A 26,051-nucleotide genomic window follows, 5' to 3' on the forward strand; every position below is an offset into this window, starting at 1 on the left:
CTCTTCCCATTCCGAACAGAGAAGTTAAGCCCACCAGAGCCGATGGTACTGCGGTAACACGTGGGAGAGTAGGTCGGTGCCAAATCTTAAAGAAAGCCTGTAGGAAACTACAGGCTTTTCTTGTTTATAAGTAGTTTTTATATTTAAATTTGGTTTACATTCCCTTTTATAACCTCGAAACTACTCCCTTTCTCCGATTATATCCTGTAACTACATCACTAAACCCGTCACGTATTTTACTATACAGATGATGATCATGCTGTTGACACTAGTCAATCAGACCTAACTGGAGAAAATCAGAATGTTAAAAAATCTTAAATCGCTTAACTGAACCTTTAAAAAAACGTATTATTGCTTTATCTGTTTATAAGATTATACCATTGTTCATACTATAATTTATGAAAATCAAGCATACTATCTTTGTCCTCTTCCTGTCGATATTCTGCCTTAACGTTTCTGCACAGAAAAAGGATGTTACACTACCTCCCAATTGGTACAACCTTGACCTGGTAAATGACGGTTATTTTGGGGTAAGTACAGAAAAGGCTTACCAGGAATTGTTAAAAGGTAAAAGTCCAAAAAAGAAGGTTGTGGTTGCCGTAATAGATGGGGGTACTGAAACTGGGCACGAGGATTTAAAAGATGTTATCTGGACAAATACAAAGGAGATTCCTAATAATGGGATAGATGATGACAAAAATGGCTATATCGATGATGTACATGGCTGGAATTTTATTGGCTCTAAAAACGGAAATTTGACTTATGATAACCTCGAGTTGGTTAGAATTTATCGTAAATATGACCCTAAATATCGCTCTACCATCAGGTCCACTCCATTGGATAGTACAGAGAAGGAAGAGTATGATTTATACCGCAGGGTAACGAGTGAGTTTGGGAAACGTTATGACGACGCAGATAAAAACTTCTCTGTATTAACGTTAATCAATAATTTTTTAGATTCTGTGGCTGTTGCTAATGGTAAGGAAACTCCCACTTTGGCAGATATTGAAAATTACAAAACGGATGACTCCCGTGATGTGCAGATCAAAAAAATTATTCGAAAGGGTGCAAAGGAGAGTGGGGGATTTGATAAATTTTATAAAGAGATTAAGGATGCCTACCGCCAGTATAACGTGATGCTCAAGTATAACCTTAATCCTAAATACGACCAGCGCGCAGAACTTGTAGGCGACGATTATGATAACCCAAGGGAGCGGATTTATGGAAACAATGATGTAATGGGGCCTAATGCCGAACATGGTACACATGTTTCGGGAATTATTGCCGCTAACCGCAATAATGATAAGGGGATTAGGGGAGTGGCAGATAATGTTTTAATTATGCCTATTAGAGTGGTGCCAGAAGGTGATGAGCGAGATAAGGATGTGGCCAATGGTATACGTTATGCGGTTGATAATGGTGCAGACATTATTAACATGAGTTTTGGTAAGGGCTATAAATGGGATAAGGAAGTAGTGGATGAGGCAATTAAATATGCAGAATCTAAAGGCGTGCTGCTGGTTCATGCAGCAGGAAATGACAATAAGAACAATGACCGCGTAGCAAACTATCCTACTAAATATTATGATAGTAAGGAAGAACAGGAATACCGTAAAAAGAATAAAACGAATACAGATATATTACCAAGGCCTGTGCCTATGGGTTCAAATCCTAATGCTTACAATGCTCCAAGGGCCCCTGCACCATTGCCCGTAGACACAGCAAAATTTAATCTGCCCCATGCCAATAACTGGATAGAAGTTGGGGCCAGTGCCTATGCTGATGATGCGGATTTAAAAGCCGGTTTCTCCAATTACGGAAAATATACGGTTGATGTTTTTGCTCCTGGTTTTATGATTAAGTCGACTGTCCCAAAATCTCAATATGAGGAATTTGATGGTACCAGTATGGCTGCCCCTGTGGTTTCTGGCGTTGCTGCTGTGCTATTAAGTTATTATCCGGACCTAACTCCACAGGAAATCCGGGATATTATTATAAAATCAGTGACTAAAGTGAACCGCAAAGTAAAGTATAAAAATGATAGGGGTGAAACGGTAAAGGTGAATTTCTCGGACCTCTGCAAAAGTGGTGGTGTTGTGAATTTATATAACGCTTTAAAGCTGGCGGAAACCTATAAGAAATAATTTTCTATTTTAGTATGTACGCTTACGTGAATAAACTGTTCGTAAACGTACAATACTTTTTGATTAGCTGCATTTAAATGAGGTAAAGGCAGTATTTTGTGATGGCATAGGGATTGAATCAGCGGAGAAATAATTAGCTAGGGACTAACAGTTTCAATTTGGTCACGGGCGTCATCTCCATCGTCATCTGAATCATCAGTTTTAGTTTCCTCATTCGCTGTAGATTCACCTTTAGGAGCCGACTGCGATTGACCTGGTTCTTCTGTTTGTGTTGGTGCTGCATGTTCTTCGTTCCGCACAAAAGGGGGCGCTATGTTTTCTGTATCCGGTGTAACCGTTTCGATATTCATTTGTGCCTCTTCTGTTTTATTTGCAGTTGCAGGTTCTTCGTTCCGCACTGAAGGAGGCACTATGTTTTCTGTATCCGGTATAACCGTTTCTATATTCATTTGTACCTCTTCTGTTGGCTTAGGATGGTTATTTGCGTCTTTTCCTGTATTTCCCATATTAATGTCAGTTGTTTTAATATATACAATGAAATTAGCGTTGGTTTTGTTTGAAAAGATCTTAATGAGGGCCGGTATTACAGTTGGAAATAAGGCCTTAGGATGTGTTCGAAATTATAAAGACCCTTTGGAAGTTTGATTAAATCTTTCGCAACAAAAATTGCACCGTTACCAAATGCTTCCCGCGAGATGGATTCGTGGATCAGCCTGACTGTCTGGAAAGGAAAACCAAAGATTAACTCATGCTTCCCAACAATTCCACCAGCCCTTACTGAATTGATTTTTTCAACATCAATGTCTAATGCATTCGCTATTTTAATTGCTGTTCCGGAAACACCTTCTTTTTGTTTAAAATGTTCTTCAATGATTTCGATATCTACCCCAGGGGCAATTTTTTGAAGGAATTTTGCGGAGAATAAAAGGTAATTGACACCAAGTGTTATGTTTGGAGACCAGAATACGGTGGTTTGTTCTGCCAACTCCGTAAGCAGGTCTAACTCTTTAGATTGGTAATGTGATATGGCAGAAATGATTTTGATGTTGCGTTGCGCTGCTGCATGGCCATAAACATGAATTCCATCTTGGGAGGAAAAGTCGATGATAACATCTACTGGATGTTGATCCAATAAGTCGCCAACAGCAATATGTTCTGTTGAATAAATTAGTCCGGGTTCTTCGCTTTCTAACCCTAAGAATTCTGGCACTGACCGGTTTTCTAAGGTTGTAGTTCTTCTTAAAACCCACTCTAATGAGAATTCTTTGTTTTGTAAAATGACGGCTGCAACCGCTTTCCCTGTTTTCCCGAATCCTATTAAGCCGACTTTTATTTTCATATATACGCTGGTGTTTTTTTTGCAAAAGTAAGTATAATAAAATAAACGTAATTTGAGGTGATGTTAATTTAATTCTTCGTAAGAAAGGTATCTGCTGGAGGGGCGTATTTCTTCATTTCTTTGAAATATAATTTGGAAATGGCTATGGTGTTCTCTAATTTGGGATTAAACTTATAGCGCCTGAATAAGATGGATAGCCTACATAATATTTATTATTTCATTGAATTGGCTGGTACCTTTGCATTCGCTATAAGCGGGGCAACTGCATCACGGCAGCAGGGTCTTGATTTATTTGGGATTTGTGCAGTTGCATTTACTGTGGCCTGTGGTGGTGGTATTATCCGTGACGTTTGTATCGGTGCCATTCCACCAGCGGGATTAACAAATTGGTATTATTTAGTTGCATCTATTGCTGCATCTGCATTGACCATTGGGTTATTCCCACTTGTACAAAGGCTTAATCACCCAGTACTACTATTCGATGCGCTTGGTTTAGCCTTGTTTGCTGTTACTGGATCTCAAAAAACCTTATCCTATGGTCATAATGCTCAAATGGCCATAATATTAGGCGTTACCACTGCTGTTGGTGGAGGCGTATTGCGCGATGTATTACTGAATCGTGTTCCAGTTATTTTAAGGAAAGAGATTTATGCTTCTGCAGCGATTATAGGGGCAGCAATCGTGGTTTTAGGCAATTACTGGAATTTACCAGGTGATTGGGTGGCGGTCTTTTCTTTGGTGACGTGTTTTACCATAAGAATATTAGCACTTTATTATCATTGGAACCTTCCTTCATCAGGGCCAATTGAACGAAAGGACTAAAAGATATTAATTGACAATTGCATCTGGCTTTTGCCAAAAATACCGGGTATTATTTAATCACAAGAAGCAGCAACATCATGGTAAATTACGTAATAGATTGTTAACAAAAAATATAGATTTCAGGTAAATAAAAAGCGGCATTACAGAATTGAATCTGGAATGCCGCTTTCAGTAGCGGGGAGCAGAATCGAACTGCCGACCTCAGGGTTATGAATCCTGCGCTCTAACCATCTGAGCTACCCCGCCCTAAACTTAAAGGCACATTTTCTAGCAAAACAGTTTGCAATTGATGTTTGTGTTAAGGCGCGACAAAGGTAAGAGAATTCCGCTTTACTTGTATACAGATTCGGGGATTATGTCATGAAAATATATTTAACTCTATTTCAGATAGCCACTCTTATTGAGCATATCTATCCAAACCTGGTAACCTGCTGGAATCAGGTGCAAGCCATCTTTTGTAAGTTCGGCCTTTAAACGCTTTTCGCCATCCAGAAAGTGCGGATAGAGATCAATGACCGTTACATTTTTTGCGGTTAGTTTTTTAATCTCCTGGTTCAACCAAAGTATATGCTCATCTTTACCATAATGGTTCTTGAACTTGCCAAAACTGCTATTCACCGGTAAGAGCGTATAAAAGTATATCTGGGTCTTTTTAGATCCCTTTCTGACCCTACTGATAAGCTTCTTGTAATTAGCCAAGATCACTTCATCTGGAATATTTCTAGACACATCGTTTATTCCTATTAACACAAAGAGCTTCTTCGGCTTGCCGGCAATAACTTCATCAAGCCGCTCGAGTACGCCGAAGGTAATGTCGCCGGAGATGCCCCTGTTTTTTGCATGAGGTAAACCCAGTAAGGTTGACCAGTTTCCTCCAGCAGTAATGCTATTCCCAAGGAAAACATAGTCTTTCTTTTCCACTGGTGTAGCTTTGAATTCAGCAATTTTTTGCAAATATTTTGCAGGCCGATAGGTGCTATCCCATTCCTTTTGCTGCGCTTTCAGCGACATTGAACTTACAGCAACCAGAAGGGTTGCTGTAAGGATAACTTTAAACTTCAATACTTTCATTTTTATGAGAATTTGCCTCAACCAGATTTCTCTTTTCACGGTTCCAGGTAAAGGCAGTAAAAACAATTGACAATATACAAGCAGCAACAATGACTTCAAAGCCACCGTCCCAGCCCCATCTATCTACAACAAGACCAATTGAAATATTAGCGAAAAGTGCACCGCCCATATAACCGAATAATCCAGTTAAACCTGCTGCTGTTCCTGCTGCCTTTTTAGGTACAAGGTCTAATGCCTGTACACCGATTAACATTACCGGACCATAAATCAGGAAGCCGATTGCAATAAGTGCGGCATTATCTATCCATACATTGCCTGGAGGATTTTTCCAATAAACCAGTACAGCAATTGTTACCAATACCATATAGATGATGGTTGCAGGTGCACGTCTGCCTTTAAACACTTTGTCACTTAACCAGCCACAAATCAATGTCCCTGGAATCCCTGCATATTCGTAAAGAAAATATGCCATACCAGATTCACTTAAATTGAATCCTTTTGCCTCTTTGAGGAAGGTAGGAGACCAGTCTAGGATACCATAACGTACCAAATAAACGAAAGCGTTTGCAAAGGCGATATACCAAAGCATTCTGTTGTTAAATACATATTTAAAAAAGATCTCCTTGCCACTCAACTCCTTTTCATGTTCTTCGGAATAATTTTTTGGATAATCATTTTTATATTCTTCAATTGGTGGTAAACCGCATGATTGTGGAGTATCTCTAACCAGGATGTATGCAACTGCTGCAAGCACGAGTGCAATTAAACCTGGAAAATAGAATTTACTTTGCCAGTCGGCGAAGATTTCTACCGCCAGAATAGCAATTGGGCCAACCAAACCTCCACCTACATTATGGGCAACATTCCAGATCGACATCATGGTGCCACGCTCTTTAATGGAGTACCAATGTACCACAACCCTGCCACAAGGTGGCCATCCCATCCCTTGAAACCAACCATTAATAAACAGCAGAACAAACATGATCAGGATAGAAGAGGTGGCAAATGGAACCAGCCCCATAAAGATCATTGTCAATGCCGAGAATACTAAACCTACAGATAAAAATATTCTCGCATTACTCCTGTCGGAGATATTTCCCATGAGGAATTTACTGATACCATAGGCGATGGATACGCCTGAAAGAGCAAAGCCTAATTCAGCTTTTGAATAGCCTTGTGCAATTAAATCTGGCATGGCCAGTGAGAAATTTTTGCGCACAAGGTAATAACCTGCATAACCGATGAAGATACCTAGGAATACTTTAATTCGGTTGCTTCTGTATTCTTTGTCTATTTGATCTTTGGGTAGAAGTGTTTGATGTGGACTTGGTTGAAATAGTTTGAACATTTGGTCTTTGATATACTTTATTATAAATGGAACCTGCCGTTAGTCGACAAGTAAATCTGGGTAATCGGTAATGATACCGTCTACCTTTAGATCTTTTAAGCGCTGAATATCAGCTTTGGTATTTGCCGTCCAGGGTATTACCTTAATTTGCTGTGCATGGACTTTCGCTACCAATTCTGCAGTCACTAATTTATGCTCCGGACTGTAGATAAATGGTTTAAAACCCAATTCAGCGAGGTTTTCCTCAACAGACTTTTTGTTGTTTACTAAATAGGAAGTTCTGATTCCAGGATATTTCTGGTTAATCAGTTGGATGGTGCGTTTGTCGAATGATTGAATGACTACATAGGGTGCAATCTTTTTCTTCATGACCACATCCATTAATAATTTGACGAATTCTGCAGGCTCAGGGTTATATACGCCATCACCTTTAGCATCGCATTTAGTTTCGATATTGTAAAAGAGCTGCTTTTTGTTGTTTTGCTTGATGTAGGTCTGCACTGAATCGATCAGATCTTCTAAAAGCGGAATGTAGGCTTTCATTTTTTTCTGCTCCGGGAACTTATCATGAAACTTACTGCCAACATCGTATTTGCGCAAGTCAGCATAATTCATCTTATAAATAATCAGACTCTTTTCTTCTGCCTTACTGATCTTCTCACCATTCGGCTTCAAAATAAATTGTGAACTCAGGTAATCATCGTGCGAAACAACAACTTGTTTATCGCCGGTAATGTGGGTATCCATTTCCAGGGTAGTAATGCCGAGATCAATAGCATTTTTCATCGCTGCGATGGTATTCTCAGGCATCAGGCCTCTTCCGCCACGATGCGCTTCACTGCTGAATGATGGAAATTCAACTTGGTTTGAAGCTGTTAGGTCTTTCTGGCTCTTGCAGGCAAACAAACTCATCATTGCCAGGCCACTTGTGATATAGGTTATTCTTTTCATCATGTGATTACTTTTTTACCGCTGGTGCGTCAACTTCTTCTATATAAACATTGCCAAATCGATCAGTAACTTCAACTTTTATGTGTTTCACTAAAGGACTGAAGTGTGCCACGAAGATATGCTCGGTTTTACGCGGTTCGGGGAACTTCCTCCTTAATGGCAACTGGTCACCTTTATACAATTCTACGGAAAGCGGGTCGTAACCCTTTTGTGCTTCCAAGATTCCCATATCCTTGCCATCAAGGAAATACTTCACTGTCCATTGCGAATCATAATTCCATACATTGGCAATCAGACGACTTTGTTTTGTGAGGACATCAAGGAATATACTCAGCTGTTTCTGTTTTTGCTCGCCAGTCGATTTATAATACCATTTTAGCTGGTTGCCATCGACTTCATAAACACCATATCCACGAGGCGTGCCATCTTCACAGATGGGACCTGTCCACCAGGCTCCGCAAACGGTTCCATGGTTATGTTCGTAAATGTTATTAGTAATTACATTTTTGTTGTAGTGCGTATGGCCCGACATGATATGGACATGCTGATAACCTTCCAGCAAGGCATATAATTCTTTATTATTCTTTACACCGCTATGTACGGGGATATGCAGGTTGATGATTAGCAACTGGTCTTTCGCTACATGCTCAAGGTCTTTCTTTAGCCAGTTTAACTGTGTTTGTGAGATGTAACCATCATAGTTCCGATCAGTGCCCAGGTATCTTACATCATCTAATACCACATAATGCGCTTTGCCACGGTTAAAAGAGTAGTAGGTTGGGCCGAATACTTCCTTAAATGTAACATCAGAAGTTTCATCGCCGCCCTTTCTGTAATCCATATCGTGATTTCCCAAGGCCTGGAAAAAAGGAATACCCATCTTTGCAACTGCTTTATTATAGTCGTCAAAGAGTTGATGTTCATCCCAAACGATATCACCTACACAAATGCCATGGATTAACGCGTCCGGGCCCAATGATTTTAGGAGCTCCTGTACATCAGGAACCGACGTTTCCATCATCTGCCGTACATCTTCTGCATTTTTAACCTGTGGATCTGCCCAAATCAGGAACTGGTGTTTTAAATCATCCTGACGAAGTTTCTCTAATTCGAAATTATATTGATTGCCATTTTTTAACTTCTCATACTGACGTACAATTTGCTCGGTTGTTTTAAAAGCGTAACCAGCAGGTGTACTTATAAATAAGTTGGTTGCCAGTTCATGGGGCTCAATCTGATATCTTCCTTTGTTATCGGTGACAACCACGCTGTAGCCATCGGATATGACAACACGCGCAAGACCTTTACCTGCAGATGTTACCCTGCCTCTAATTTTGTTGTTCGTGCTCAGTTTATCGAAGCCACTGGTTTGCAAACTGATGAATGCTGCACCTGTGATTAGTCCGAACTTTTGTATAAATGACCTTCTATTCATTATGTTTCGATTATGTTGTGTTCCGACACCATATTGAGGTTAAGTCGAAAATAACTTATAAGACAAAAAACTGGATGGCCAGAGGCCACCCAGTTTTAAAAATTAACCTTAGTTAGAGTAAATAGCAATGTCTTCGATACATAACCTGCCGTTATAGACATTTGGTACACTTGTAGGGCCTAATCCTAATTTATTGATTCTGAACCTTACTTTACCTTTGATATTCAAAGCGAAAGTTTCCTGTCTTGAACCACCGCTCTGTGCCTTAACATCTGGCCCGGCAGCAACCCAGGTGGTACCACCATCGGTAGAATATTCCAGTCTGAATGTACTAATGGCATCTGTGTAATAAGCACCGTGCCATAAAGTTACTTTTGATGCTCCATTTGGCAAGTCAAAATTCATTTGTAGTAAAGCTGAGACAGTTAAATTCTGGTTAAACCTGATGGATTGTTTACCAGGCTCATTAAACCTGTCTCTACCTGCTGTGTTGCCAAAGATCGAATGCAATAATTTCCAGTTTCCTGTTTTCAGTTGAACATTGTTATCAGGAACATCAGGCGTATTCATATTATAGGAACCTTTGAAAGATGCATCAGGTGTTTCGAAACTTTCTGGCCAGCCTGCATAAATAGGACCACTGGCATTGGCTACATCCGCTTCCGTACGCAGACGCACTTGTTGGGTTGAACCAAAGTTTCCATCAGCATTTCCGTATACAGGAATTACAGTATAAGTAGCACTTGCTGGCATTGAATTTCCTGCGAAAGTGGCCTCTGTTTTTGTAAGTAACTCTACTGTACTGCCAGAACCATCGTCAAGTGTTTTAGCACCAGCGTAAGTGTCACCTGCGGCAGGAAGTGGTTTAGTATCTGCGGTAATTTTGATTAACGTGTTTTCATACAGCGCAAAGTCTTTAGATAAAGCGCCCATTGACACAGATCTTGCAAGCATTGGTTTTCCAGAAGCGATCTTTTGGATATTAGCCGCTGACAGGCCTTTCAATTGTAAGGATTCACCTGTTTTAGATAAAATACCACCTTCCAGATCGATCACAACTGAATCACCAGGTACGAATGGTACTTCTGCAGCCCCTAAGTCAACCAGCAAACCAGCCATTTGACCTCTGTCGAGACTTTGGATAATCAATGTGCCTTGAGGAAAGTTCTTCCCGCTCTGGTTAGAGATCACAATTCCTCCGGTTTTACTTGCTCCCGTTAAGGCTTCAGAAGTAATTTTCACGTCTGTGCCTTTGTATAGTTTCTTAACTACAAATATCGCAGCAACGGGATTGTCTTTGCCCAGGGAAGGATTTACATCCTTCTTGCAGGCATTGAATACGATACCGCAAAGGACTAATGCGGCGAGAATAGAATATATCTTTTTCATATCTGATTATCTTAATTTTCTTTGTTCCACCAAACCTTGGTGTTTAAATCATCTGCTCCGAATATGGCTATCGCACTTGTGTAATTTGCCGCATTCAGCGACTGCACATACACAGGATATTTAAACCTCGCCGGCATTAGGCCATTATTTTGAAGACCTTCTCCTTTAGGCAAGTTAGGGTGGCCAGTTCTTCTGTACTCAAACCATTGCTGGAAATCTGTGAAGAACAAGGTGTAATACTTTTGAAGGTGGATTTTTTCCATTTTTGCATCCAGACCAGCCCCATCATTCCAGGAAATCTCCGGATTGGTCAAATGATCAGTTGGAACCTGTGTATTCCAGAATGTTATGGCATTCGTTACACCTGTTTCATAATAAGTTTTAGCATTACCAGAAATATAACCTTTAACTGAAGCCTCAGCTAAGATAAACTGTAACTCTGCATAGTTCATAATGTTTCCCAATAACGGCTCATTCATTAATGCAGCATTGTATAACGAAGCGCGTTCAGGTATTTTTCCACGAACGTAACCACTAGGGATTCCCGAATAGGTGCCCCCTGCTACTGTTGCCCAAATTGTGCGACGTGGGTCATTCCAACTGTTTAGGGTGTTAATGAAAAATTCACTTAATCCATTATCGCCATTAAAATCAAATGCACGGAAAGTATTAAAAGCCGATACATAAGGTGGTATAGTAGTGTAACGCACTACTGCCGACTCCTGGTTGCTGGTGAAAATTGGGTATTTAGTCGCATCGCTTACTATTTGTTGAATTTTAGTTACAGCTCCTGAACTGGTTTTTCCTGATGCACGCATTAACAAGCGCAGGTACAGTGAGTTGCCAAACTTACGCCAGTTGTTGATAACCAAAGGCGAACCGACTGCTTCAGTGGTTCCTGATGGAAGATTTCTTCCGTACACTGGATCATACGCTATTTGTTCAAGTGTTAGGGCTTTACCGTTTGCCAATAATTCATTGGCTTGCTCTAATTTCTCAAACAACGATTTGTAAATGTTTTCCTGTGTATCAAATTTAGGTTGATAGACCTGCTCTTTCCCTTTATTGGATTCACTATAAGGCACATCACCAAAAGTATCAGTGATTAATGAACTTACAAAAACGTCACAGATTAGCGCAATTCCCATATAGGTATTGTTGTTCAAGTCTTCTGCGCGTGCGTACATATCTCTGAAATTGGTTAACTGCTGATACCAGTTATTCCACATATAATCAGATTCGGAAGGGCGTACTACATAACGGTGTATCTCGTCACTGTCTATAGTGGTTACATGCACCTGCATTAATTCATTGTTAAGGCGCAATGCCCTGTTGTTGTTACGGGTTACCACGTCCCATAATGCTGGCGTCAATAAAGCCTCTGGCAATGCAGCAACACTGGCATTGGGGTTAGTATTTAATTCTTTAAAATCCTTTTTGCAGGAAGTTGTTAACATCATTCCTGTTGTTAAAAACAGCAGGAAAGTTTTATATCTTATATTCATGATCTGTTTTTTTAAGTTTAAATGCCTATGCTAATATTTACCCCGAAAGTTCTGGTTGCAGGGAATTGTCCTGATTCGAAACCAGCAGTAACGTCGCCTGATGCGCCAATACTTCCTACTTCCGGATCAAATGCCGGCCAATTGGTAAACATCAATAAATTACGGCCGTAAACTCCGATAGTTGCACGTTGAAGACCTAATCGACTCACCACTTTTGGCGTGAATGAATAATCTAAACGGGCCTCACGGAATTTAATATAATCGGTACTGAAGATGTTTGATTCCACATTATCACGCACGAAGTGCGATTTGTAATAACTTCCAATGTTGGTAGCCACAACTGTGTTCGGGCTGTAAGTACCATCAGGGTTTAATACCACTCCGTCGCCAATGATTCCATTATAGCGACCCGGTAAGGTTTTTTTTAACTTACCTTCTTCAGCTAATACGGCATGAGTTAAGCTATAAGCAACACCACCAAATTGTGCATCAAACAATACATTTAAATTGAAACGTCCGTAACCGAAAGATGTACCTAAACTAGATTTATATGGGGAGGTAGAGTTACCCAGATTTTGTGTAGTCTCACCCATTAAAGGGTATCCATTTTCATAAACGATTTGTCCATCAGGCGAGCGCTGGTAGCCTAAGCCGTAGATATCGCCCATGGCACCACCCACACGTGCTTCGATAGTGCCTCGGGGACCAGTAGCTAAAACCAATGAACCAACCTCATCGTTAAGTTCAACAACTTTGTTGTTATTTACAGAAAATGTTCCGAACACGTTCATGTTAAAACCATTTTTGCTCTTAAACACATCGCCGTTCAATTGAACCTCTAAACCATTGTTGGCTACTTTACCAACGTTAAGGATAACAGATCCGTAACCTGCAGCATTATCAATTCTGGAAGGAATAATCTGATCTTTAGTATCGTTTTTATATACGGCAACATCTAAGTTCAGTTTGTTCTGAAATAAACGCAAATCTAAACCCAACTCATAACTTGTAGTCATTAGTGGTCTTAATTGAGGATTTGCAATTACATTTGGGTTTTCCAGACTTCCCGGGAATGGTGTTGGATTATAAAAGAATGAAGTTTGGTATGGTTTAGTTGAACCGCTTCCAGCTTGTGCCACAGATCCACGTACCTTTAGGAAAGAAATAGCTGATGGCATTTCAAAAGCCTCCGATAATACTGCACTCATTCCTAAGGAATAATAATCGAATGATACGTTATCGGTAGAAGTTGGGGTAGCCAAAGTACTTACCCAGTCATTTCTATAAGTTAAGTCCATGTATAAGAACTTGTCGTAACTAAATGAACCTAAACCGTAGAAACTGTTGAATGCATAGCTTGCGCGGTTGGGCAAGGCTATCAATTGGTTCTTAGCATTGGCGAAATTGAAAATTCCAGGGTAAAGTAATTGATCAGCTCTTAACTCATCTTTAATGTATTTATTCATCATCTTGCTACCACCTGCGGTTAAGTTATAGTCAAACTTAGAACCTAAAGTGTTATTGTAACGAAGCAGAAAGTCGCTGTTAACCTCCTGGTTATAGATGTTCTGCGTGCGGTACATTCCGGTAGCAAACTTATTAGAGTTAAACGGGCGTTGTTGCTGGCGATCTTCGTAAGATAAATCGACTGAGGTACGTACCATCAAACTTAGGTTGTCCAGGAAGTTATAAGTAGCGCTTACATTACCAACTACGTTGTTGCGGTTAGAGCTGTTTAACATTTCATTTGCAATCAAATATGGATTGTCTAACAAACTACTGAACGGACGATTTTGCGCAATGCCTTCTTGGTCTGGCAACCAGTAGTCTTTAAACCAGTCGAGATTCATGTTAGGCGCCAGACCCCTGATGAAATACATGATGGTTTGGTTATTGTAACCGGTTGAGGGTAAGTTATCAGAGTATTTATTAGTATAATTTACTTTACTCGCGATCTGTAGCTTATCAGTAAGTTTGCTGTTTACCGATAAGGAAACCGTATTACGGGTATATCCAGTATTTGGAATTATCCACTTATTCTCCAGGTTAGTAATTGATAAACGTGCTGTGGTTTTATCAGTACCGCCATCAAGAGAAACGCTATTGGTATATGTTGTACCCGTTTGAAAGAAATCCTTGTGGTTATTTTCGTAAGGTACCCAAGGAAGACGCGTTGCACTTGTAGTACGGGTAACAGGATCATATTGGAAATACGATTGTCCATCAAACTTTGGTCCCCATGCAGAGCTGGTACTTCTGGTACTCGGGCCATCAGCAGTAGCCAGATAAGAATAATACAAATCCTGGCCTATATCACCCTGGCCATATTCATACTGATACTCTGGCCAGCTGCTCACATTTTCAATTGCGGTGTTGGAGTTGATGCTAACCCCAATACCCTTTTGTGCTCTTCCAGATTTGGTGGTGATGATTACAGCACCGTTTCCTCCTCTTGAACCATATAAGGCTGTTGCTGCAGGACCTTTCAATACGGATACACTTTCAATATCCTCAGGGTTGATGTCTGCTAAACCATTTCCGAAATCGGATGGCGAATCGCCGCCCAGGTAAGAGCTGCTGCCACCACCTGTTGAGCGACCACTGCTAGAGCTGGTGATTACTCCATCAATAACAACGAGTGCAGCACTTTCGCCAGAGAGTGAATTCTCGCCTCTTAAAATAATTTTGTTTGTTCCAGCAGGACCGCCGCCTGATTTAACCAGGTTCAAACCCGCAACTTTACCACTTAAGGCATCCGTCCAGTTATTGGAAATAGCATTGGTTAATTCTTCGTTTTTAAGCGTAGACACAGAATAACCTAAGGCTTTCTCCTCACGTTTAATCCCTAATGCTGTTACCACAACTTCATTCAGTGCGCTTGACTGTTCTTTTAAACGAAAAGTAAGTGGTGATTGATCGTTGATTACTCTGCTTGCCTCATTGTAACCGATCATTGTTACTGTTAAGGAGCCGCCTCTGGCAATTTTTACACTAAAGATTCCTTCGCCATTGGTTGTACCCAACACTTTGCGTTGCCCATCCATGATGGTGGCACCGGGAAGTGGTTGTCCATCGGCATCATCAAGAATTTTTCCTGTAACTGTGATTACATCCTGCGCTTGTTGCTGCCAGGTTACTCCAACAGGTACTGCAAAGACTGTTTGCGGCAATTGCATGGCAAAGGCAAACAGCGCTACACCGGCCATATAATGACCAGCCTTATACCGCTTAGTAAAATTTTTGTTCATATTTGGATTTTTTGGTTTGTGCTCGTTTTTTGAACATTCGCATCTTAAATTATTTCGTTAATAAGTTTTCGCGAAGTTCAATGTTATTATATATACTGTTGTTAAAGTTTTCGTTAACTTAATGTGAAGGGATTTCCTGGTATTTTAAAAGGTATTGCGCCACGAGCTCATTAAATTGCTGTAACTGAGCACTTACCCATTCCATATCCTTTTCTAGTTCTACTGCCATGATTTCGGCTACAGCAGGAGCAAGCTTCTCAGCCAGCTCGGCATTCAGAAATAAAACTCTGCGCCTACGTGCCAGGACGTCTTCAACCGTTCTTGCCATTTCGTTACGGACCATCCAGATAACTTCAGCTTTTACCAAACTTGATTCAGTATGAAGCGGCTGTGCCAACTGTGCATCGTCTTTCATCAACTTCTTAATTTTGGCCGCGTCGCTGCCATAGAAAGCAAATTCTCCTTGTTCTACTATTTCCTGAGCACCGTGGATTTTAACTTTCTCTGTGATGCATTTTACACGGTGAAGTTGACCCAAGGCAATTGCCTTGTCTATTGTATCTTGGGCCATTCTTCTATAGGTTGTCCATTTGCCACCCGTAATGGTGATCATCCCCGAATCGCTTACAATAAGCTTATGGCTTCTGGAAATTTCTTTTGTGCTACCGGTGTTTTTACCCGGCGCTGCTAGTGGTCTTAAACCAGCAAAGGCGGATAAAATATCCTGATGACGAGGTTTTTTTAACAGATAATTTCCCGCGGTTTTCAGAATAAATTCAATTTCTTCGGTTAGTGGTTTAGGCTCCATACTATGGGCATCGAGTGGGGTATCTGTTGTGCCCACCAATACCTTTCCATGCCATGGTACAGCGAATAAAACCCGGCCATCGCTTGTTTTTGGAATCATCAATGCAGTGTCGCCCTTTAAAAATGAGCGATCCAAGACAATGTGTGCCCCCTGGCTCGGTCGCACTAAAGCGTTTCCTGCAGGAACATCCATCTTTAAAATATCGTCAACAAATACACCTGTGGCATTAATAATACTTTTGCCGTAAACCTTAAATGACTCTCCGGTTTCTAAATCTTCAGTGATAATACCATTTACACGACCATCCGATCCTTTTGTTAGCGAGTTTACACGCATATAGTTTAAAAGCACACCACCATATTCAGCAGCTGTCTGCGCAAGGTTGATTGCCAGTCTGGAATCATCAAATTGTCCATCGCTATAGCTAACACCGCCAATCAGCGCTTTTTTTGACAAACCTGGAATAGCAGCCAGCACCTTGTCTGCGGTTAACCAGGCTGACTTTCTAAAGCCGCTTCTTCCTGCAAGGAGGTCGTAGAATTTCAGGCCAACTAAATACATTAATTTTGAAGACCAGTCGTATGTAGGGATAATAAACTCTTGATCATGAACCAAGTGAGAGGCGTTTTTTAATAACAAGCCTCTTTCATGTAATGCCTCATATACTAAGGCAATATCGCCTTGAGCAAGATATCTTACCCCACCATGCACCAATTTGGTGCTTCGGCTGGAGGTACCTTTAGCAAAATCTGACTGTTCAACCAATAATGTGCGATAGCCCCTGCTTGCTGCATCAACTGCAGTTCCCAACCCTGTGGCACCGCCACCAATAATAATCACATCCCATTCCTTTTCTTCTTGTATAGCACTGATAGAGCCGGCTCTGCTAAATATCATTTTTTGTATGTTTTAACGTATAGTTTCAGTTGATTTCGTTTGATATCAAACACTTCTTTAAACGAAACTAATGATAATATATTTACAAACGAAAGGAAATTATATGATCATGTATTATTTCCCTAGATTTGTTACTAAAAGGCTTGAAAAATGAAAATTATGGGTAACTTATGCTTCTATTTAAGGAAACATATGATTAGCATTGCCGAGAGACATCAATATATATTAACCAAGATTCAAAATGATGGACGTTTAGATGTTCAGAGTCTATGTAAAGAATTAGACGTTTCTTCAGTAACCATTCGTAAGGATCTGAAACTTTTAGAAGATAAAAATTTACTATACAGAACACACGGAGGTGCAACGCTCAATAACCCCTATGCTGCGGATAGGCCAGTAAACGAAAAACAACATCTGCAAAGTGCAGAGAAAAACAGAATTGGCGCTCTTGCAGCTACCTTAATTGAGGAAAATGATTCCATTATCATTGCTTCAGGTACTTCCGTTTTATCACTTGCAAGAAATATTCAACCAAAAGGGGCGGTCACCGTTATTACGTCTGCATTGAATGTGGCCTTAGAATTAATGCAGCAACCACAGATAGAAGTGATACAACTTGGTGGTTTGCTCCGTAAGTCATCTTCATCTGTAACTGGCCCATATTCAGAAAACATTCTGAATGACATTTTCTGCAGCAAACTATTTTTAGGTGTAGACGGGATAGATATTGAATTTGGACTCACCACAACCAGTGCGTTGGAAGCGCACCTGAACAGGCAAATGATTGCAGCCTCTCAGAAAATTGTTGTGCTTGCTGATTCAACGAAATTTGGAAGACGGGGATTTGGGAAGATCTGCGGAATAGAGCAGGTTGATCACATTATTACCGACAGTGGAATTTCGGACCAAACCGTAAAAGCATTTGAGACCTTGGGAATTAAAGTGTCGATTACTTAAACCGGGAAATATATATTTAGGATAGGTTAGGTTTTCCGGTGCATTTGCCCATTAAATAATTGATGGATCAAGCACTAAAAGACGGCTGTACGAATAGCGTTTCACAGAAGAGGTACGCCTGAATTTTGTAGATGTTCACTTTGTTTCGTATTGTTACCATTGTAATCATCGCCGGAAAAACAACAAGGTAAGACTTGTTTTGTGCTTCTAGAAATTCAAGATTTGATGGGTGATTATTGTGTTTGTTTCATCAACAAGACAGAGAGAAGAAACGCTGTTTAAGAGTAGCGGGGAGCAGAATCGAACTGCCGACCTCAGGGTTATGAATCCTGCGCTCTAACCATCTGAGCTACCCCGCCGTATTCTTATTTTTTAAAGAGTTGCAAATATAGAATAATTTCGCTTTCTTTAGAAATAAATCATCAAAATTATTCATTTAAGTCAAAATATAAGGGTTTAGAGATGTCAGAAAAGAAAAAGTTCACACTAGAATACGAAATGAAATCATCTCCGCGTATTTTGTTTAGTTTTATTAGCGAGCCTAACGGCCTGTCTCAGTGGTTCGCAGATGATGTGATATTTCGTGATCAGGTGTTTACTTTTACCTGGGACGACGAAGTGCAGAAAGCAAAGCTGTTAAGCATAAAAGAAAATAAACTTGTTAAATTTAAGTGGATTGATGACGAACCACATTGTTATTTCGAAATGGAAATTGTTCAGGACGACTTAACCAACGATGTCGCCTTGAGCATTACCGACTTTGCTACCGCTGAAACCATTGCGGAACGTACGTCAATCTGGGATAACCAAATAACCTATTTGCTCAGTGTAATTGGCGCTTAAATAATTCCCGCGCATTGACTACCTTTGTATATTGAAAAAGATACACTTACTTTTAGTCAAAGCTTTCATTAAGCCGTTTATCGCCACGTTTTTTATCGTGATGTTCATCTTGCTGATGTTTTTCCTGTTTAAATACGTTGATGATTTAATCGGTAAAGGCTTCGAGTGGTATGTCATTCTCGAGTTGATGTTATATGCATCGGCAGCCAATGTATCCATGGCACTGCCACTTTCAGTACTCTTATCGTCAATTATGACTTTCGGTAGCTTGGGTGAAAACTACGAGCTGGTGGCAATTAAGTCGGCGGGGGTATCCCTTCAAAAGGCCATGCGGCCGCTGTTTATGGTCATCGTGATTATGGCTTTCAGTTCCTTTTTATTTTCCGACTACATCCTGCCTAAAGCCAACTTAAAGTTTGGTTCCCTGCTTTGGGATGTGCGTAATAAAAAACTGTCTTTTTTAATTAAAGAAGGTGTATTTAATAACAGTATTCCGGGATATTCGATCCGTGTAGATAAAAAGGGGGAAGACGGAATCTCCCTTGAAGGTATTATGATCTACGATCATAGTGCAACCAGCGGCATTGCTAAAGTGATTATGGCCAAGAACGGCAAGATGTATAAAACCAGTGACGACCAATACCTGATGCTAAAGCTCAACGATGGTGTTAGGTATGAAGAGAAGACCGGTAAAACTGCTTACTACAATCCCCGTCAGGAACTCTATAGAATGCGCTTTAAAGAAACTGAGCAGAAGTTTGACTTTTCCAGTTTCAAAATGAACCGCACTGACGAAAACAGTTTTCGGTCGAACACACAAATGCTTAACCTGAAAGGATTAGTTAAAAAAGAGGATTCCCTCGCCAGGGTTACTGACAGTATCAATAATTTCGCAAAAACAAGCATAGGAAGCTACTATAAACAAAACAACTATACAAAAGGGTATACTAAGATAAAAGTGCCTGCGAAGGTTATTAAAGGCGAAGTTATTAATATGTTTCCCGAAGACCAGCGTCTGGCGATATCTCAAAGCGCTTTAGACCAGGTCACGTCTATTCAACAATCTACCGCCGGCAAAATTCCCGAACATAAAGATGTCTTCCGCAATTATGTAAAAGTAAAAATTGAGTACCAGCGTAAATTCGTATTAGCAGCTTCATGTCTGTTGTTGTTTTTTATTGGTGCCCCACTGGGTGCGATCATTAGAAAAGGCGGATTAGGATTACCAGTGGTGATGGCGGTGGTGTTCTTTTTGATTTATCACATTATATCTACAGTGAGTGAAAAATCGGCGATTCAAGGTACGATTAATCCGGCGTTGGGTATTTGGATGGCGATTATTGTGTTAAGTCCGCTGGGTGCATTTTTAACCTATAAAGCGACTGTTGATTCGGCGCTGTTTGACACTACCTACTACAAAGGCCTGATCAAGAATCTTTTCAAAAAGAAATAACATCCGTTAACTCCTGTATACAAGTTGTAATAGCTATTAATGATATTTTAAGGACATTAATTACACCGAAGATTGTAACTTTGTATAGTAGCCATTGGTGCACATTTACACCATTGGTCAAGAACATTTAAAAATGGAAATTAAATTGAACACAATAGAAGATGCTATTGTAGATATTAAAGCTGGCAAGCTGATTATTGTAGTTGACGATGAGGATAGAGAAAATGAAGGTGATTTCGTAGCTGCTGCCGAAAAAATAACTCCCGAATTGGTAAACTTCATGGCTACTTATGGCAGAGGATTGATTTGTGTGCCCTTAACAGAAGAGCGCTGTGATGAACTCGGACTTGAATTAATGGTTGGAAAGAACACTGCTGCTTATGAAACTAATTTTACTGTTTCTGTAGATTTAGTTGGCCATGGTTGTACTACTGGTATTTCTGCCACCGACCGATCTAAAACAATACAGGCACTGGTCAATCCAGATACTGATCCTGATGAATTAGGAAGACCTGGACATATTTTCCCACTACGTGCTAAACATGGAGGTGTGCTTCGCCGTTCGGGGCATACTGAAGCTAGTGTAGACCTTGCAAGGTTAGCTGGTTTAGCTCCGGCTGGCGTATTGGTCGAAATTATGAAGGACGACGGAGAAATGGCTCGTTTACCTGATTTAATGAAGATTGCTGCTCAGCACCAGTTGAAAATTATTTCTATTAAAGACCTTATTGCTTATCGTTTAGCCAACGAAAGCCTGATTATACCCGAAGTGACGGTTAACTTACCTACAGAATGGGGCGATTTTAAATTAACGGCTTATACTCAAATTGACACCGCTGCGCAGCATTTAGCATTAAGTAAAGGCGAATGGGCAGAAAACGAACCAGTATTGGTTCGTGTACACAGTTCTTGTGTTACAGGTGATATATTTGGTTCCTGCCGTTGCGACTGTGGTCCGCAACTCCATAAATCAATGGAAATGATACAGAAGGCTGGAAAAGGCCTGATCGTTTACATGAACCAGGAGGGTAGAGGAATTGGTCTGGTTAATAAGTTGCGTTCTTACAACTTGCAGGATATTGGTTTCGATACCGTTGAAGCAAATATTAAGTTAGGTTTTAAAGGTGATGAAAGAGACTACGGTGTAGGCGCACAGATCATCAGGGCACAAGGTGTAACTAAAATGAAATTGATGTCAAATAATCCTACTAAAAGAGCCGGATTAATAGGGTATGGTTTGGAGATTGTTGAAAACGTTGCAATAGAAATAGAAAGTAATATACATAATGAATCGTACTTAAAAACAAAGAGAGACAAAATGGGTCACCAAATTATGAAAGGTTAGCCCTTTATCTTTTTAGTCTTATTCTTTTCATTTTCTTCCTTCAAAACAGCTTCCTTAGCCTGGAGCTGTTTTGCTGCTTTAGCATCTTCCTCTTCTTTCAATTTACGCTGGTTCTTTTTATACTGCCCGGTCATTTTCTGTAAAAACTCCCTGAAATTTTCAAACTGCTGGGTATAGATCAGCCCAAGCGCAGTTACATTGTTATTCTGGTTGATACCGCTGTTTAAAAAGATACTCTGTTGTGTTGGAGGTTTATTAGCGAGTTTACCCACCAGCGAGCCATCCTTTTTGAGCAGGGCAAGCAATTCTACTTCACCACCCACATTATTATTATTAAAACCTATGGATAGATCGCTGGTACTATTCCTATCTACAATGCCAGCATTTAAAATTACCCGGTCATTGAAGAATTTGAATGATGCATTGGCTTCATTAAACGATCTGATGTTAATATCTACAAAGTCCAGGTTAAGTGATGACAGGACATTGTTAAACTGGTTAAACAATAATTCTGTAGCGGTACTTGCTACTCCAGATGTCAATTGTTTCCCCAAATCCTGTTTACCATTTCCTGGAGCAAAGCTCCTGCGGATGATTAAACTAAAGGCTTGAAGGTTGAGGTTGTTCGGATCACTGAAATAAGCCTGTAAATCTTCTTTAATAGCTGGATTGGAAGGGAAGAAAATATCTAATTTAATATCCGGTTTTAAGAGTAGACCAGATAGACCCATTTCCACTTCTGTAAGTACCCGATCTCCCGAATTGCTATTCGTTTCCGCCCGATTGGCCGCAGAAAACAAATCGTCAAGACTGGCCCTTAAAGAGTAAATGGCTTTTAATTGAATCTGTGCAGCAGTGGGATTACCTGTCCAACGGATACTTCCACCCTGCCGGATGGTAAACTTTTTGTTGATCACTTCCTGAGCCGTGAAATCGAAACTACCTGATTCTATAACATAATCACCGGTCATCTCAAAGTCGCCCAGGCTGTTAATTTCGAGGTTTAAATTGCCATTGCCTTTACCACTAAGCTTACCCAGGGTAGTAAAAATATTAGCGGTGCTATTTGCATCTACCACCAGGTTAAAGCTCATGGTCAATCCATCAAAGCTTGTCTGTTTCTTTTCAACCTTGGTGGTGTCTTTGCTCACAAAGGTGATAAAATCTTTTGAGCTCACTGTTTCTGAACTGTTTAGCGGCAGGTTAAACACAGTACCACTTTCAGTTTTTGCATCAATCCCAATAAACATTCTATTTGTTGGCCCTTTAAAAACAAAGGTACCTGTGGCGTAGGCCTGCCCAAAATAAAGCGGATTGTCTTTTGCCGTAGTATTTAAGGCCATAAAATCCAATGACTTAACAACAATGTCTAGGTCAGGCCTGCTAATGTTGTTTAGATCAACAGTTCCGTTTGCCTGTGCTTTGTTGCCTCCAATATCCCGCAATTCAAGGTTGTCGATATTAATTACGCTGTTTCTAACCGAGACTTTATCAGAAATGGTGTAATTCGTTTTGAGGTAATTGACTGTAAGCTGTGCATTATCTAAAGCAATATCTCCGTTAATTTCAGGTTTGCTAAATGGGCCGTTAATACGCAGATCTGTAGTAATTTTTCCTTTTAAATCGCTTACCAATGTTTTTACGAAAGGAGCAAGTATTGCCATTTCGCTGTTTTTTAACTTCACCGTCAAGTCGATTTGCTTTTCGTTCAGATCTAAGTTGCCTGTTAAATTTAACGTTTCTTCATTATTCGCTAAAATGCTGGTATATACATTAGCTACATTCCCGGTACGGTCGTACGAAGATGTATCGGTAAGGGAGCCAATATAAGTATCATTGAAGTTTAAGGAATCAATACGGATGTCGTCAGAAACCCTAATTGAACTTGTTATTCCATAAAGTGAAGTTTTCCCATTTAACCGTCCACCTAAATTCACACCAAATCCTTTTGCAAAAGGGTTAAGGGTTTTTAGCTGGAAATCTTTAAAGGTAATTGCGAGTAAGTCTGTAGGGTCTTTAGAAATCAAACCGTTGATAGAGAGTTGCTGTTCCCCGTTAGTCAAGTCAAAATTTTTAATTTCTGTTTTCCCTTCATTAAAATTAATTTGGACTTTCTCCTGTATCTCCCATTCTTCCCGGTTAATTGTTAATAGGGAAGGTAATACGCTAATGCGTGCAGTATTGTTTGTTGCAAATTCTACCAGACCATTTAAATCCAGCTTATTTACATCATCGGCATCTGAAAGTTTAATGTTGGTCAATAAACTATCATTCCTGATTATATTTGAAATATTGACGTTTTTAATGTACAGACTATCGTTAAGATCTACGCGGTCTGAGGTAATAATAGCATGTAACTGTTGATCACTTGTATTTTCATCAATAATGATGTTGTTCACGACCACTCCTTTGTAAGTAAGTTTTCTGATAAAGCCATTGAGTGTAGCTATTTTCTTTTCAGAATTAAAGTCACCAATCAAAATGGCATCATCTTCTATTTCTAAACCAGGAATTAACAGGTGAGAGAGCGGTTCGAAATGTTTGACTTTTAGGTTGAACTGGAAGTTCTGCGTACCATAGTTCTCAATATGGGTGTTTAAAGATGGGATGTATGCTTTTGCCAGGGCTTTATAATAAGAAGGAAGGTTATTTAGGTCGTACTGACCTTTAATGCTGGCATCTAATATATCTGATTCAATGGTTAATGCCCGGTCAATACCAATTCCCTGGGCGGTAAGCTGCACAGAATCTATATTATAGATGCCCTTTACATTATTTAATCTAATATTGCTAATGGATAGATTTCCCTGGATATTGTTGAGGTTGTTGCCGGAAAAGTTAGTGGTAAAATCTGCGTCAATTTGCAGGGAATCATTGGTCAGGTTTAAAGACCTGAGTCTTGCTTCTCTAATGCTTGCAGTAAAATTGAAAACTGGCAAAGTTGAATTTAGATTCACTCCGCCATCAAAAATTAGGTTAACATTTTTATCGTCTATCGTTAGCCGGCCATCAAAATACTTTTTCTCAAATGTTCCGTCAATATTCACATTACTGTAGCGGTATTGGTTGAAATCAATGTACTTAATTTTACCACTAATTTTTTCAGTAAGGTTGTTAATCTCCATGCCGCGACCTTTTATATTGACATCCGCAGTTACCCTTCCTAATGCTTTTTCATCTAGTAAATTGCCAAGATTAAAATCGTAAGTTTTAACGTAACCCGAATAGGAGGGAACACCTGCCTTATCAATTTTCATATTCACATCAGAAACGACCCGTCCTAACTTGGTTTTGAATTCCCCGTAGGCAATAAAATCATTTTGAAAACCTGTGAAACTTCCTTTAAAATTGATGTTTCCAAATTTGTCTATGATAACTGGAACCTGTTTTATCTTTTTCCCAGTCGTACGACTTAACAGTTCATCCAGATCCTTCTTATTGCTTCCAGCCATTTCAATTTTCAGGTCCATAAAAGTCTCACTGAGTACCGGAAGGCCTTTAACTAGAAAATCTCCTGTGATATAGGTAGCCTTACCTGCTTTAATGCTCAGGCCCTTTGCACGCAAATTGTTCACATAGCCACTCACATCTCCATCCACATCAATGCTAATGTTCATTTCCCGCAATGCAGATGTAAAATATGATATGTCTTTCGAATCAAGGTGACTGTTTTTAAAGCTCGCTTTCATGCGTACCTTATTGAAAAAATCACTGAAATCTCCGAATTTATTATACGAAAGCTGGAAATAATCAGTCAGGCGACTTTGGTTAGTTACTAATAACAGTTTGCTGAGTTCGATTCGGTTTGAATCTACTGTGGTTATTGCTGTTAAGTTTTTTAGGTAAAATCCGCTTTTCTCCTTGAAAGTCAGGTTTTTTACATTGGTTTTAAGGAAGTGGTCCTTGGTATTGAATCCGTCAAATATTCCATTTAGATTTGTCAGGTCGATATCGTTAAAATTGACACCTTTCATGATAGTGTCTACTTTTTGGTTCTTGTAACGGAAACGCAAGTTATTGATGATTGCTGTGTTTAAACTGACATCGAAAGGTTTCTTTTCTTTTTTTACTTTTTTGGTAGCGCCGGAACTAAAATAATTGACTAGAAAGGCCAGGTTAGTCGTGCCGTCTTTATAGGTTTTGAGGTAAAATGCTCCATCATTAACTTGTACGGAGTTAAGGTCTATTACCCGTTTTTTTAATGAGAATTTGTTAACATCCACCAAAAATCTGGGCGTGTTCAGCATGGTATCTTTTTGCTGGTCCAGTACTACAAGGTCTTCAAGCACAAGAGATTTAAAAGGCTTTATATAGATGCTGCTTAAGGACACGGTAGTTCCAAGCTCCTTGGATAAATAGGCTGCTGCTTTTTTTGCTACATAAGTCTGTACGCGTTCAAAACGAAGCGCGAATATCACGATACACAACAACAATAAAATTGATGCGATCACCCAAAGAAGTATTTGTAATAGTTTTTTGATATTTTTGTAGCTTAA

At 39.9% G+C, this 26,051-nt stretch carries 17 protein-coding genes, 2 tRNA genes and 1 rRNA gene; 7 read left to right on the top strand and 13 right to left on the bottom strand.

Annotated features, from left to right (window positions below; all coding sequences use genetic code 11):
* Together rrf and ACR2F3_RS07620 are read left to right on the top strand one after the other, a co-directional pair.
* Positions 1-85: ribosomal RNA gene (gene rrf, locus ACR2F3_RS07615) — 5S ribosomal RNA — on the top strand; the annotation flags it as partial.
* Positions 86-398: 313 nt separating this feature from the next.
* Positions 399-2,144 carry a S8 family serine peptidase gene (locus ACR2F3_RS07620; RefSeq protein WP_432709389.1) on the top strand — a complete coding sequence of 582 codons (1,746 nt, stop codon included), beginning with the start codon at positions 399-401 and terminating at the stop codon, positions 2,142-2,144.
* 137 nt (positions 2,145-2,281) lie between these two features.
* On the opposite strand, the gene ACR2F3_RS07625 is transcribed toward ACR2F3_RS07620, so the two are convergent.
* Positions 2,282-2,650: a hypothetical protein gene (locus tag ACR2F3_RS07625; protein WP_432709390.1), complete on the bottom strand. Its 369-nt coding sequence runs from the start codon at positions 2,648-2,650 to the stop codon at positions 2,282-2,284.
* 77 nt (positions 2,651-2,727) lie between these two features.
* The gene (locus ACR2F3_RS07630; RefSeq protein WP_432709391.1) at positions 2,728-3,483 is read right to left on the bottom strand and encodes a 4-hydroxy-tetrahydrodipicolinate reductase; all 756 of its coding nucleotides are present in this window, start codon (positions 3,481-3,483) and stop codon (positions 2,728-2,730) included.
* Between the two features lie 189 nt (positions 3,484-3,672).
* Between ACR2F3_RS07630 and ACR2F3_RS07635 the strand changes: the two genes are divergently transcribed.
* The gene (locus tag ACR2F3_RS07635; protein ID WP_432709392.1) at positions 3,673-4,305 is read left to right on the top strand and encodes a trimeric intracellular cation channel family protein; all 633 of its coding nucleotides are present in this window, start codon (positions 3,673-3,675) and stop codon (positions 4,303-4,305) included.
* Between the two features lie 172 nt (positions 4,306-4,477).
* Here the strand turns inward: ACR2F3_RS07635 and ACR2F3_RS07640 are convergent.
* From ACR2F3_RS07640 to ACR2F3_RS07680, 9 genes are all read right to left on the bottom strand, one after another.
* Positions 4,478-4,551 (bottom strand) — tRNA-Met (locus ACR2F3_RS07640).
* A 132-nt stretch (positions 4,552-4,683) separates the two neighbouring features.
* Entirely contained in the window at positions 4,684-5,376 is a 693-nt protein-coding gene (locus ACR2F3_RS07645) for a GDSL-type esterase/lipase family protein (protein ID WP_432709393.1), read from the bottom strand.
* Positions 5,357-6,724, bottom strand: a complete 1,368-nt coding sequence (gene glpT, locus ACR2F3_RS07650) for a glycerol-3-phosphate transporter (RefSeq protein WP_432709394.1) — start codon at positions 6,722-6,724, stop codon at positions 5,357-5,359. Before glpT ends, ACR2F3_RS07645 begins: the two co-directional genes overlap by 20 nt.
* A gap of 39 nt (positions 6,725-6,763) precedes the next feature.
* Complete coding sequence (locus ACR2F3_RS07655; protein ID WP_432709395.1) at positions 6,764-7,678, bottom strand: glycerophosphodiester phosphodiesterase family protein; 915 nt, start codon at positions 7,676-7,678, stop codon at positions 6,764-6,766.
* Positions 7,679-7,682: 4 nt separating this feature from the next.
* A complete protein-coding gene (locus tag ACR2F3_RS07660; RefSeq protein WP_432709396.1) occupies positions 7,683-9,110 on the bottom strand; it encodes a calcineurin-like phosphoesterase C-terminal domain-containing protein in 1,428 nt (475 codons plus the stop codon).
* Positions 9,111-9,218: 108 nt separating this feature from the next.
* Entirely contained in the window at positions 9,219-10,499 is a 1,281-nt protein-coding gene (locus ACR2F3_RS07665) for a DUF5689 domain-containing protein (RefSeq protein WP_432709397.1), read from the bottom strand.
* Positions 10,500-10,510: 11 nt separating this feature from the next.
* The gene (locus tag ACR2F3_RS07670; protein WP_432709398.1) at positions 10,511-12,004 is read right to left on the bottom strand and encodes a SusD/RagB family nutrient-binding outer membrane lipoprotein; all 1,494 of its coding nucleotides are present in this window, start codon (positions 12,002-12,004) and stop codon (positions 10,511-10,513) included.
* Between the two features lie 17 nt (positions 12,005-12,021).
* Positions 12,022-15,252, bottom strand: a complete 3,231-nt coding sequence (locus ACR2F3_RS07675) for a SusC/RagA family TonB-linked outer membrane protein (RefSeq protein ID WP_432709399.1) — start codon at positions 15,250-15,252, stop codon at positions 12,022-12,024.
* Positions 15,253-15,370: 118 nt separating this feature from the next.
* Positions 15,371-16,957 carry a glycerol-3-phosphate dehydrogenase/oxidase gene (locus tag ACR2F3_RS07680; protein WP_432709400.1) on the bottom strand — a complete coding sequence of 529 codons (1,587 nt, stop codon included), beginning with the start codon at positions 16,955-16,957 and terminating at the stop codon, positions 15,371-15,373.
* 192 nt (positions 16,958-17,149) lie between these two features.
* On the opposite strand from ACR2F3_RS07680, the gene ACR2F3_RS07685 reads away from it, so the two are divergent.
* Positions 17,150-17,914: a DeoR/GlpR family DNA-binding transcription regulator gene (locus ACR2F3_RS07685; protein ID WP_432709431.1), complete on the top strand. Its 765-nt coding sequence runs from the start codon at positions 17,150-17,152 to the stop codon at positions 17,912-17,914.
* A 285-nt stretch (positions 17,915-18,199) separates the two neighbouring features.
* Here the strand turns inward: ACR2F3_RS07685 and ACR2F3_RS07690 are convergent.
* Positions 18,200-18,273 (bottom strand) — tRNA-Met (locus tag ACR2F3_RS07690).
* Between the two features lie 103 nt (positions 18,274-18,376).
* Between ACR2F3_RS07690 and ACR2F3_RS07695 the strand changes: the two genes are divergently transcribed.
* From ACR2F3_RS07695 to ACR2F3_RS07705, 3 genes are all read left to right on the top strand, one after another.
* Complete coding sequence (locus tag ACR2F3_RS07695) at positions 18,377-18,757, top strand: START-like domain-containing protein (RefSeq protein WP_432709401.1); 381 nt, start codon at positions 18,377-18,379, stop codon at positions 18,755-18,757.
* A gap of 31 nt (positions 18,758-18,788) precedes the next feature.
* On the top strand, positions 18,789-20,210 hold the full coding sequence (locus ACR2F3_RS07700) for an LptF/LptG family permease (RefSeq protein ID WP_432709402.1): 1,422 nt from the start codon (positions 18,789-18,791) through the stop codon (positions 20,208-20,210).
* Positions 20,211-20,343: 133 nt separating this feature from the next.
* The gene (locus tag ACR2F3_RS07705) at positions 20,344-21,555 is read left to right on the top strand and encodes a bifunctional 3,4-dihydroxy-2-butanone-4-phosphate synthase/GTP cyclohydrolase II (protein WP_432709403.1); all 1,212 of its coding nucleotides are present in this window, start codon (positions 20,344-20,346) and stop codon (positions 21,553-21,555) included.
* On the opposite strand, the gene ACR2F3_RS07710 is transcribed toward ACR2F3_RS07705, so the two are convergent.
* Positions 21,552-26,006, bottom strand: a complete 4,455-nt coding sequence (locus ACR2F3_RS07710; protein WP_432709404.1) for a translocation/assembly module TamB domain-containing protein — start codon at positions 26,004-26,006, stop codon at positions 21,552-21,554. The genes ACR2F3_RS07705 and ACR2F3_RS07710 overlap by 4 nt on opposite strands.
* Positions 26,007-26,051: the final 45 nt, after the last annotated feature.

Origin of the sequence: Pedobacter sp., assembly GCF_045627485.1 — a bacterium.
Taxonomy (GTDB): domain Bacteria; phylum Bacteroidota; class Bacteroidia; order Sphingobacteriales; family Sphingobacteriaceae; genus Pedobacter.

Bases quoted from the DNA above. Each gene is read 5' to 3' on its own strand.
- ACR2F3_RS07620 (WP_432709389.1), top strand. From the start codon at position 399: ATGAAAATCAAGCATACTATCTTTGTCCTCTTCCTGTCGATATTCTGC.
- ACR2F3_RS07625 (WP_432709390.1), bottom strand. From the start codon at position 2,650: ATGGGAAATACAGGAAAAGACGCAAATAACCATCCTAAGCCAACAGAA.
- ACR2F3_RS07630 (WP_432709391.1), bottom strand. From the start codon at position 3,483: ATGAAAATAAAAGTCGGCTTAATAGGATTCGGGAAAACAGGGAAAGCG.
- ACR2F3_RS07635 (WP_432709392.1), top strand. From the start codon at position 3,673: ATGGATAGCCTACATAATATTTATTATTTCATTGAATTGGCTGGTACC.
- ACR2F3_RS07645 (WP_432709393.1), bottom strand. From the start codon at position 5,376: ATGAAAGTATTGAAGTTTAAAGTTATCCTTACAGCAACCCTTCTGGTT.
- glpT (WP_432709394.1), bottom strand. From the start codon at position 6,724: ATGTTCAAACTATTTCAACCAAGTCCACATCAAACACTTCTACCCAAA.
- ACR2F3_RS07655 (WP_432709395.1), bottom strand. From the start codon at position 7,678: ATGATGAAAAGAATAACCTATATCACAAGTGGCCTGGCAATGATGAGT.
- ACR2F3_RS07660 (WP_432709396.1), bottom strand. From the start codon at position 9,110: ATGAATAGAAGGTCATTTATACAAAAGTTCGGACTAATCACAGGTGCA.
- ACR2F3_RS07665 (WP_432709397.1), bottom strand. From the start codon at position 10,499: ATGAAAAAGATATATTCTATTCTCGCCGCATTAGTCCTTTGCGGTATC.
- ACR2F3_RS07670 (WP_432709398.1), bottom strand. From the start codon at position 12,004: ATGAATATAAGATATAAAACTTTCCTGCTGTTTTTAACAACAGGAATG.
- ACR2F3_RS07675 (WP_432709399.1), bottom strand. From the start codon at position 15,252: ATGAACAAAAATTTTACTAAGCGGTATAAGGCTGGTCATTATATGGCC.
- ACR2F3_RS07680 (WP_432709400.1), bottom strand. From the start codon at position 16,957: ATGATATTTAGCAGAGCCGGCTCTATCAGTGCTATACAAGAAGAAAAG.
- ACR2F3_RS07685 (WP_432709431.1), top strand. From the start codon at position 17,150: ATGATTAGCATTGCCGAGAGACATCAATATATATTAACCAAGATTCAA.
- ACR2F3_RS07695 (WP_432709401.1), top strand. From the start codon at position 18,377: ATGTCAGAAAAGAAAAAGTTCACACTAGAATACGAAATGAAATCATCT.
- ACR2F3_RS07705 (WP_432709403.1), top strand. From the start codon at position 20,344: ATGGAAATTAAATTGAACACAATAGAAGATGCTATTGTAGATATTAAA.